Below are 11,033 nucleotides of genomic sequence, written 5' to 3'. Positions count from 1 at the left end.
AACGACTATGAGTCTAATAGGAGACTATTAGACTCATAGTTCTACTTACAAATAATTATTTACGGAGGAATACAAACTTATGAAAAAGACATTCAAAGTGTCTGCAGCAACTGCATTAGCAATTACTGCACTCACACCTGTCGCAGCATTCGCCGCGCCAACAGATAATGCTGCACAAGGTTTTTATACAGCAGACAAGTACCTTACTGGTGTTGAGTTCAGAGCTCTTCCAGCTACTGAAAAAGCTGCCCTTTTAGTAAACCCTGAAACTGTAATGGTCATTGGTGGTAAAGTATACTTCTCTAAAGCTGCTATCGGTAAAACTCAGGTTCAAATAGATGCGTTGGCAATGACTGAAGCTGAATTTGAAGCTGCTAATGGTGAATTGACTTCGGGTGGATATGGTGATGTAGTAACTGGCGAACTTAAAGTTGAATCGGTAAGTGCGATTAACGCTTCTGAGTTACAAGTAAAATTTAACACTGCAGTTGATGCAAAAACTGCATTAGATGCTTCAAACTATGAAATTAAAATCAACAACGTATTAGGAACTATTGATACAAATGCTGGTAAACCAGCAATCACTTTATCTGCAGATGCAAAAACTGCAACTATTCGTTTAATTGCTGCAGATGCTTTCCAATCTGGTGATAAATATGTTGTCCAAACTAATGATGCAATTAAATCTGCTGATGGAAAAGAAGCAGCTAAATATGTTTCTGCAGAAAAGAACTTTACTGAATCAGCTGCACCAAAATTACTTTCTGTAACACCAAATGTTGCAGGTAACAAATTAACTTTGGAATTTGATCGTCCAGTAGTGGGTTCAACTCCACTTGTTAAAGTTGATGGTTATGATATTGACGGCACTTCAACATCTCCAACTCCATTAACTGCTACTTCAAATGCAGCTGGTAACTATAAATATACTGTTAGCGTAACAGATGCAGTTTCACAAAAAACTATTTTTGATAAAGGTATACATGAAGTAATCGTTTATGATGTAAAAGATACTGCTGATGCATATGAAGCAAACGCAAGTGTATTAAACGGTTCTTATACAATTACTGATGAAGTAACTGTACCAGTGGTAGAAGATATAATTGGAGTTAATGCTAATCGCTTCTTCTTACAAACAAACGTACCAGTAGATCTTACAACTGCGAAGTTAAAAGTAGAAAAAGGTAACCACGAATTTTTATTGAACGGTGGATCTTCAGCTGAATTCTTAACTGATGCAGTTTCTGGTACTGAAACAATTGCAGATGCATATGCAGGTACTTACAAAAATAAACCCGGTGTTTGGGTTGTTGTAACTGATGATGTAAATGCTGATGATGAGAACCCATTGTACAAAGGTACTGAAACTACAGCTTCATTAAAAGTAACTCTTGAAAACTTCAAAGATGCTGTTACTAATAGCTTAATTGGTGAAAAAGCGGTTAAAAACGTTACTTTAAACAAAAACAACTCTAAACCAGTAGTTGAATCAAGTAAAGTAAATGGTAATAATTTAGAAGTAGAATTTACAGGAGAATTAGTTGTTGCTAATGGCACATTTGATGAAACTGACGTAGTTGTACGTAATAAAGATGGCGTAATTATTTCTTCAGTTTCTTCAGCTAATATTATTGCTGATGGCGATGGACTAGACAAAATAGTTGAAATTCAATTAGGTACAGCATACAAACAAGCTGACGAGCCATATTCAGTTGAATTTAAAGCTGGCGAATTAAAATATAAAGAAAATAATTCGGCAATTTCAGGCTATCTAGTAAATACTGTTAAAAACGATAAAATCAATACAGTAGTAAAATCTACAAGCACTAACTTCTTATATACTGAGTTACCACTAACAGTAGCTACTATCCCAGTTTCACCAACTGCTGCGGATGCTGGTAAAGTTGAAGTGAAAACTGGTGTAAACGGTAAAGATACTATTGAAATTTACTATGGTCGTGAAATGTCTAATTCAGCACGTACACTTGCTAACTACACATTAGATGGTAAAGCATTACCAACTGGTGCGACAGTTGACTTTGTAGATGGTAAAGATAAAGTACGTATTGTACTTCCAGAAGGTTCTTTAAAATCTTCTACTTCTTATAAATTAGCAGTTTCTACAAATGTGAAAACTACTGAAAATTCTGCAATCGTAGGAAGCTTACAAACAAAAGCACAAACTGAAGTAGTTATCTCATTAGATGATAACATCGCTCCAGAGCTTAAATCTGCAACTTATTTACGTGCAGATGAAGAAGTTAAGACAACTACAAGTACAACTTATGTTGAATTAACATTCTCAGAAGTGGTAACAGCATCTAACGTTGCTAACGCATATGATGACTTAAAAGTTGTTGTAGCTGGTTCAACAATCGACGTTGTGGGAATCATTGAAAACAATGACGCTTCAGGGAACCCAGTAACAGATAACAAGTTAATTATTGAACTTGATACAGCAGTAAACGTAACTCAAGCATCTACAATCACTGTTGTAGATGAAGATTCTCAAAAAGGTGACAAGACTACTTACATCTTAGATGCCGCTTCAAACAAAGCTAAAGCGGGTTCAACTGCTACATCTTCTACATCAAAATATAGCACTCAATATGCTGGAGTATTAGCATTGGCTCAAGCATCAATTGATTTAGCAACTGCTCAAGGTTATGCTGACTTAGCAACTGCAACTTTATTAGGTTCAACAGTAACATTATCATCTGCTAACGGTGTTACTTGTACTAAAGGGGGAGTAACTATTGCTGGCGGAACTGATACAGTAGTTCGCCCTGGCTACGGTTCACCTGATACATCTGTTAATTATGTAGCTTCTGCAACGGTAAATGGTCAAACAGCAACAGATACAAAAAATGTAGCTGTTAATGCTTTATCTGTTTCTAGCATTGCATTAGCTAATACTATATCAACAGTGAGTGCAGCAGATAGTAAAACACTTACTGATATCGTATCTGAAATTGGTATAGTAACTGCTACATTTGATGATTTAACTACAGGTCCGGTTTCAATTACAGCTGCAGATTTAACTATCGTAAGTGGATCATTAACTATTGCTGGAACTCCAGTCGTTATTACTGTTACTAAAGATGGTAAAACTACTACACACACTGTAACTGTAACTGCTTAATAAAATTAAACGAAACGTTACTATATAAGCTAGTTTACTAGTGAAAGTAGTGGAAACTGACCTCATGGACTATACTTTAATTAGTAATGGTTCCATGGGGTCTTTTTCTAACTATCGTGCTGTATTCGTCAGGGAAGTTTTGACGCGTGTTGAACAGTTTCTTATTGCTCACGAGCCTAATCCTCCTGCATCCAGTGAGAGCCTATCTGCTCAAAGGGATGAAGTCAGGTGAAGTCGTACCCGGTGGTCCCGGGGCGGGGTTCTTTAAAAGATGACTATGGCTAGGACGACGAATCCATGTAGGCAGGGTGATGCGGTCAGGTGTGCGAAATTGCTAGGAGTTCATACCTGATTCTCTGTTTCGAAATAAACAGTTGATGATTCGACTAATTTGAACTGTTAAACGAATCATGCCCACTCCTGGATAGTGGAAGCCTACGGTCATCAAAACAAGGGAGCAGCACGATGGAACGTTTGAAATCTTACTAGAAGAGGTGAGTTAGCACCAGTGATGCTAGTAAGATGGCAGCGGGTTCATAGTAGTGTCGATCGCTAGCCGTTTGGACTTGTATGGTAACATACGAGAAGGATAAAACTAGCAGAAGCGAAGGAACCCAGTCTGTGGTAGTCTATAAACTTATTTCCCTAAAATAAGTGTAATAGTCATAGCCAGTCCAGATTATGTCTGTGACTGGCTTTTCTTATCGATTACTAACTTTCTACTCATACAATGTGTGATTTGCTAGGGAAATAAATAAACTACCGCTGATGGCACGCCGTATGCGATGAAAGTCGCCTGTACGGTGTAGGCCCGAAACGAAAGCCACTTCCGTGGTATAAGACGGGAATAGCATACAAAATATAGTATTCGCTGGTCCAGGAATGACTGTAAAAGCTGGAGCCTCTATTACTATCGTTTCCTCTGGTGATCCAACAAACAATGTTTGGATTGCACCAGCGGGTCAAATGACAGTACCGGCAGCTAATGGAACAACTATAACAACTGCAAATGGTACAGCAACGAGTATTACTACACCAAGCGTTAGTGGTACTTATCATGTTTATGTATCTGATGATGCAGGTAATATCTCTGCTGCTTCAACAGAATCAATTTCTGTTGATGATGCGGCTCCTACAGTAAACATAATAAGTGCATTGAGTGCAACAGGTGTCATTAGTGGTACATCTGATGACAATGTTGTAACAGTTAAAGTATTTACGGATTCAGCTCATATAGATGAAATACTAGGTTCAGGTTCAGTAGTTTCAAATGCATTGACTTGGACTGCAACCTCTAACGCATTGGATGCAGGAATTTATTATGTTGTAGTAACTGATGCAGTAGGAAATGAAAGTGAAATACAAATAATGGCTTCTTAATATCCGGTGCCAGTCACTCACACAACTCGGAAACTATTCCGATAATGATGATTGATACTAAAGAATATAGTCCTTTGATCCTTTATGGGTCAAAGGGGCTTTTCTTTTGCCTTCCATTCTCTACTTCTACTATTGCCTATTTAAAACCGACTAAACGGGAATCATGAAACTGTGAAGAATGTAATGGTGTTGCATTCTAATGATCTGATTCGTAATGAAATAGTTAATTTAGTGTCAAGGCTACTTCCATTCCGTTTCTACTTCACTTTCATTCATATATTATATTCCTGAATACAAAAAGAAATGCCTTACTTCCATCGGCTTTTTCTTTAGTTTTCCATTCTCTACTTCTACTATTGCCTATTTAAAACCGACTAAACGGAATTCATGAAACTGTGAAGAATGTAATGGTTTTGCATTCCAGGGATCGGATTCGTAATGAAATAGTTAATTTAGTGTCAAGGCTACTTCCATTCCGTTTCTACTTCACTTTCATTCATATATTATATTCTTGAATACAAATAGAAATGCCTTACTTCCATCAACGGAGGTAGGGCTTATTTTAATTTTAGGAGGAGATCATTATGATCATGTACAAATAACAAGCACAACAATTGGAACTACTTACGGTGAAGGAAGGTACTCGATAGGAAAGACCTGCGAAGCGTGCGAACATCGTGTCGTTGAAGATGGTGAAGGAGTCGAGTATTTTGTACAAGAATCGCCATGTCCGTTCCCCCGCAAGATTCCTACAACATCATTCGCACGTTCCTAGAAGACGCCGACAGAGAAGATGGTTGTGGTGATGGCGTTGGACGTGAAGAACCAACCCACGAACATCCAGATTGCATACATTGGCAGTTATGAGTAATGCTGCATCGATTTGTCTTGCACAACCATCCATCTGGGCATTGTCTAAACAAAGTTTTAGGTTCCTGCGCACAACCCTAGTCTGACGATTCAAGTTACTCAAGTTTGGTGCCAGCGTCATTAACACAACCTAGACACTATTCGAACAACAATCCACTAAGCCTAAATTCACTTTGTGGAAATGGGGCTTATTATAATTGAAGAAGGAAGATTATATGAGAAAAGTGGATTGAATATTGAACAGCCTAAAATTAGAAATCATCAATATACCAAAGTGTTATCAAACAAAAATAAAGAAAAGATGTTTTAAAGTGTGAAATATTGGTTAACAATAGTTTCAATATCTAGTTTTATAAAAACAGTAGTGGAGAGGAGGTTATGGGGTGAATTCATCTGAAAAGTATTGGATATGTAAAAATGAAAAGGTTCCAAAAAAATCTAGGGATATATTAAATGAATATCTCCTCAGCCTGAAAACAGAGAATAAAACAGAAGCAACAGTGGACAAATATCGGAGGGTATTAGAAAGTTTTTTACAAGTAATCACAATATCATTGAATGAACTAACTCCCGAAAGTGTTAGGACTTGGTTGGATGAATTTTCAATAGGGAAAAAACCAACAACAGTAGATCTAATACTTTCAGTTCTATCTTCTTTTTTTCAATTTTGTCTCGATGAAGAATATATAGAAATAGTAGTGATGAAAAAAAGATGGAGACCCAAAATACCAAAAGCGTTACCAAAGTTTCTAGATGCATTTGAATATGCCCGTGTGAAACAATTCACAGAACAATTACCAATTCGAGACCGTGCACTAATATTGCTTTTATTCTCAACAGGTTGCCGTGTGACAGAAGTATCAAATTTAAATATTGAGGATATTGACTTAACAAAACGTACAGCAAATGTATTAGGAAAAGGGAAAAAGTTTAGAAGTACATTCTTTTCGGAAGAATGTTCGCTTGCTTTAAGGGAACATTTAGAAACACGTTCATTGAATTCAACAGAACCATTGTTTGAAAATAAGTTTGGTAATCGACTTCAAGATGGCGGTATTCGAAAAGTATTGCAAAAAGTTGGATGGAAGTCTGGGTTAAAACAATCGTTTCATCCACATTGTTGTCGACATACCTTTGCGACTAATATGTTAGCTAGAGGTGCTGAACTTGAATTGATTGCTGATATACTTGGACACGTGAATCTAAATACAACTCGCATATATGCTCAAATTCCAACCGAAGATATGATGTTAAAATACCAAAATATAATGGGGTGAGAGACAGTGGTAGATCAAAATGCAATACAAAAATTCTTTAATGACAACTTTAATCAATTTAGTTCAGAAACGGTACGGGCTTATAATTTAGCACTCTCGCAATTTTTTTCGAACTGCCAGAAGAATATAGATGAAGTAAAAGCAAGAGATATCCGGATATGGATGGCAAGTATGACAGAAAGAGGTTTAAAAACTCGAAGTGTTCAACTTAAATTGGCTGCATTAAAATCTTTCTATAACTATTGTGTGGAAGAAAATATCATCAATCAAAACCCGACAATAAAAGTAAAATCACCACAAAAAGAAGATTCGCTTCCCTATTATTTAACCAAACGACAGTTGGCATTGCTGCAGGAATTTACGATAAATAATTTTAGGGAACGTGCAATCGTTGAAACATTATTTGCAACTGGTGTAAGAATTGAAGAACTTCTCAATATTCGTGTAGAAAATATTAAATGGGAAACGAAACAGATTTGGATTCGTAAAGCAAAAAACAACCAAGAACGTTTTGTACTATTTACGAATGACTGTGCAGAACGGTTAAAAACCCATTTGAAAACTCGAAAGGTTGATAGTGATTATTTGTTTTCGAATTCAAAAGGTCGACCACTCAGTCAGTGCTTAATCCAACAACGATTTCGGGAATATTCAGAAGCTCTTGGATTTAAAGTTACACCCCATACCTTACGACATACTTTCGCGACGAGATTATTGGAAAAAGGCTTAGAATATGAATATATCCAGGAATTGCTCGGCCATAGCAATATCAATAGCACAAGAATCTATACACGACTCATGACTTCGGATCGAAAAAAGCAGTATGATCAATACCAACAGTAGATGGGAGAAAGACGATGACAAGCTACTGGGAAGTTCAGTGTGAATTGGCGTACCCTGAAAATACGATTCTGGTGAATGCTTTTTTACTAAGTGAAAAAGCTACTCGAAGTAAACGAGTTCTCGCAAACACACGTAGTGTATTGCAGAGGTTTTTTTTAACCCAGACAAAACACTTCGCCGACATTACAGAAAAAGAAATTAGGCAATGGCTTAGGGAACAAGAAAAGACCCTAACAGAAAAAACAAGGGGTCAATACTTGAGTTATATACGACAGTTGTATAACTATGCAGTGCTTGAAAAACACATGGAAGAATCGCCACTGTATCCTAAAAAAAATGGTCTAAAAGCGTATTGGTTACTAGATATGGAATGGGTGGTTCCTGAAAATGCAGAAAGAGTTGCTGGGTTTTTACTGCATCAAAAGGGGAGAAATATTTGTAAATCAACGATTTTACGCCAGCGAAGTATCCTACAACGTTTTTTTGTCCATCAAACGAAAGACTTAATAGATATTATGAAAGAGGACATTGAACAGTGGATTACCGAACAAAAAATACACCATAACATAGTGGCTGTAGATTTTTTTAAGATTTTAAACATCTTTTTGAATTATGCGGTGTTGGAACAGTACATTGAGATATCCCCCCTGCACGCTAAAGATAAACCAGTGACAAGTCATGAAAGATATTATGAGTTAAAGTTATTGCTTCCCAATCCTGAAAATCAAAGTACTATCAATCAGTTTTTATACAGCTTAAAAGAGACAGAAAGAAAAAAAAGTACTATTGTCAGTATCCGAGTCTGTTTGCAACATTTTTTTAAGGACATTGAAAAACCTTTTCATTCAATTACTCTGGATGAAATTGAACAAAGGTTAAGGGAAAGCCCGGACAAGCAGAAGGAACAGAAACGAAGTGCATTACGGTCTTTTTATGAATATTGTATGGAGAAAGGCATAACGAATGATCCCCCCTTGAGACGTAAAGTGATCTATAACTATTCTTCAGAAAGATATTGGGAAGTTCTACTTCGATTACCGAATGAAGAGAATAAAGCAATAATCAATGATTTCTTATTAAATCTGCATCATAAAAAAAGAGGCAGGCGTACAATTACTGGCTACAAAGCCGTTTTGCAACTCTTTTTTTTCAAGACGGATGTTCATTTTTCTCAATTAACACCGGAAGATATTGAAAGTTGGTTCAACGAAACGCAGGGGAATGTGACAACGAAAACAATTCAAAATTACATGTGTGTGCTTCGATGTTTTTATAACTATTGCTACATAAAGGATTACATGAACGAACCATTACTAAAAACCAAATGGGAGATCGAGCGGGATAAAGAGAAGTATTGGGAAGCAAGGAAACCAATAAAGAGTCCAGAAAATCTAGAGATGATGAATGAATACCTATTAAACATGAAAATCGCAAACATGAGCCGTGGGACCATTATTCTACATAAGAATATCCTACGCATGTTTTTCAGGGATCGAGAGGAGACATTTTCACTCCTTGCCTCAGCGGACATCTTAGGATGGGTAGTTCATCTTCAGATGAAGTTAAAATCGACCACTGTTAAAAACTGCTTATCCACACTATCCTCTTTCTTTACATTTTGTGTAGAGGAAGGCTATTTGGAAAAGAGCCCGATCAAATCGCGATGGTTTCCAAGACTCCCTAAACCATTACCAAAGTATCTGGAAAAAGTCGAAGTGGCAAAAATTCGGCAAGTGAGTGAAAAGGAGAGTCTTAGAGACCGAGGGCTTGTCGAGTTTTTTCTCAGTTCAGGCTGTCGTATTGGTGAGATTCATCTGCTGGATAAAAGCGATATCGACCTGGAAAACAGATCGGCAATTGTGACTGGAAAAGGAAAGAAAATCCGTCGTATTCATTTCTCAGAAACATGTGCCATTTTAGTGGAACGCTATTTCGAAACCTGTCAGTATGAGGAACACCCCGCAGCCTTTCTGACAAAAGCGGGATCCCGACTTAGTAAGAGTCAAATATATGCCATTGTAAGACGGATGGGAGAGGAAGCAGGCATTGTTGGGACGCTTCATCCACATCGTTTCCGGCATACGTTTGCGACAGATTTAATAACGAAAGGAGCTAGTCTATCATTTATTGCCGATGAATTAGGGCATAGTAGTCTCGAAACGACACAACTTTATGCACGACTACCCAAATGGAAACTAATTAAATTATACAGGATGTATATGGGATAGGAGGAAGCAGAAACTGTGATGCACCATTATATTGAACAGTTCGGGAAGGATCACTGTTTGTGTTATAAAGCAGTCACCATCAGAGACTACCTACGAATCAATCGGCGGTTTAATCAGCATATCCAAAAACCGCTGGACAAGATTGATAGAAAGGATGTTCGAAGTTTTTTAATTATGTTGAGTGAAAGTGGACTAAAGCCAGGTACAGTAGCGACGAATCTGACGGCCATCTATGCCTTTTTTAACTATTGTCTCGAAGAAGGATGGATCACAAATAATCCAGTCGTTGGTATCCCATTCCCAAAAGTAGACGAGAAATTACCACGTTATTTAACGTATCCAGAACTTGCAAGTCTTAGAGCCTGTGTAGAGGGTAACTTATTTGAACAGGCAATGGTTGAAGTTTTCTATACCACTGGCGTACGAATTAGTGAGCTGGTTAGATTGAGGACAGAAGATCTAAATTGGTCGGAGCGAAGCATACTCATACAAGACGGAAAAGGAGGAGTCGATCGCATTGTCCTCTTCAGTGCGACCTGTGGACAGTATTTGGAAACCTATGTATCGAGTCGGGCGGATTCTTCACCACACGTGTTCATCAACCCAAACACGAAGAGGAGCTTTGGGATTTCCACGATAAACGCCAGATTTCAATCCTATTCGGATTCCATAGGGTTTCGGGTGACTCCTCATATGTTGCGATATACATTTGCAGCACACCTTGCTCAAAAAGAAATGTCCTTGGATCATATCCGACAACTCTTGGGGCATGTGAATCCTCGTACCACTCGACACTATGCAACCTTATATGACCACGCACAAAAAAAGATGTATGACAAATGGATGTAGCAATCCCTTAGATGGATGGCTGCATTCGTTTTTTTGTTTTTTTCAGAGGTCAGGCATCGTGAACGTTTGGGGTTTGGTGTGTAGAAAGGTATAGGACGGTTTGAATAGGGGGAGGAATAAAAGAACTAGCTCATTAGAAAACAGCAATTCGTGTCTGGACTGGCTTACTTCCGATCAAGGCACAGGCTGAGATTATACCCAATCCCGTTTCGTAAAAGGCACGTGTAGGACACTTTTCATTCGGACTAGGTCAGAAATACTCCCCTCTCTGCAACAACGTGTAGGGGGTCCCTAAGCACAAGCTTCCTAAAAATCATAAAAAGCAATAACCCCAGTGGATTGTTGCTTGTGCAATCATCCTTCTACCACCGTGCATTTTTCGTTCCTGTTTCACAGAGGGTATGGACGGAGTGCTTTCTTGACCTGCCTTGCAACCGCTTTCGC

The 11,033-nt window shown here is 37.9% G+C and carries 6 protein-coding genes; all 6 read left to right on the top strand.

The window, feature by feature from the left end:
* Window positions 1-79: 79 nt before the first annotated feature.
* The 6 genes from MKZ11_RS01005 (at window position 80) to MKZ11_RS00980 (ending at window position 10,589) form a co-directional block, all read left to right on the top strand.
* Window positions 80-3,142: a hypothetical protein gene (locus MKZ11_RS01005; protein ID WP_340792215.1), complete on the top strand. Its 3,063-nt coding sequence runs from the start codon at window positions 80-82 to the stop codon at window positions 3,140-3,142.
* Between the two features lie 882 nt (window positions 3,143-4,024).
* Window positions 4,025-4,522, top strand: coding sequence for a hypothetical protein (locus MKZ11_RS01000; protein ID WP_340792214.1), 498 nt, complete (start codon window positions 4,025-4,027; stop codon window positions 4,520-4,522).
* Window positions 4,523-5,775: 1,253 nt separating this feature from the next.
* Window positions 5,776-6,669, top strand: a complete 894-nt coding sequence (locus MKZ11_RS00995; protein ID WP_340792213.1) for a tyrosine-type recombinase/integrase — start codon at window positions 5,776-5,778, stop codon at window positions 6,667-6,669.
* 6 nt (window positions 6,670-6,675) lie between these two features.
* Entirely contained in the window at window positions 6,676-7,512 is an 837-nt protein-coding gene (gene xerA / locus MKZ11_RS00990) for a site-specific tyrosine recombinase/integron integrase (protein ID WP_340792212.1), read from the top strand.
* 14 nt (window positions 7,513-7,526) lie between these two features.
* Window positions 7,527-9,740, top strand: coding sequence for a tyrosine-type recombinase/integrase (locus MKZ11_RS00985; RefSeq protein ID WP_340792211.1), 2,214 nt, complete (start codon window positions 7,527-7,529; stop codon window positions 9,738-9,740).
* An 18-nt stretch (window positions 9,741-9,758) separates the two neighbouring features.
* Complete coding sequence (locus MKZ11_RS00980) at window positions 9,759-10,589, top strand: tyrosine-type recombinase/integrase (RefSeq protein WP_340796876.1); 831 nt, start codon at window positions 9,759-9,761, stop codon at window positions 10,587-10,589.
* Window positions 10,590-11,033 lie beyond the last annotated feature (444 nt).

Source organism: Sporosarcina sp. FSL K6-1508 (assembly GCF_038007465.1).
GTDB lineage: Bacteria > Bacillota > Bacilli > Bacillales_A > Planococcaceae > Sporosarcina > Sporosarcina psychrophila_B.
The sequence above is the reverse complement of the archived record's forward strand: the minus strand, read 5'-3'. Positions and strand labels throughout refer to the sequence as shown.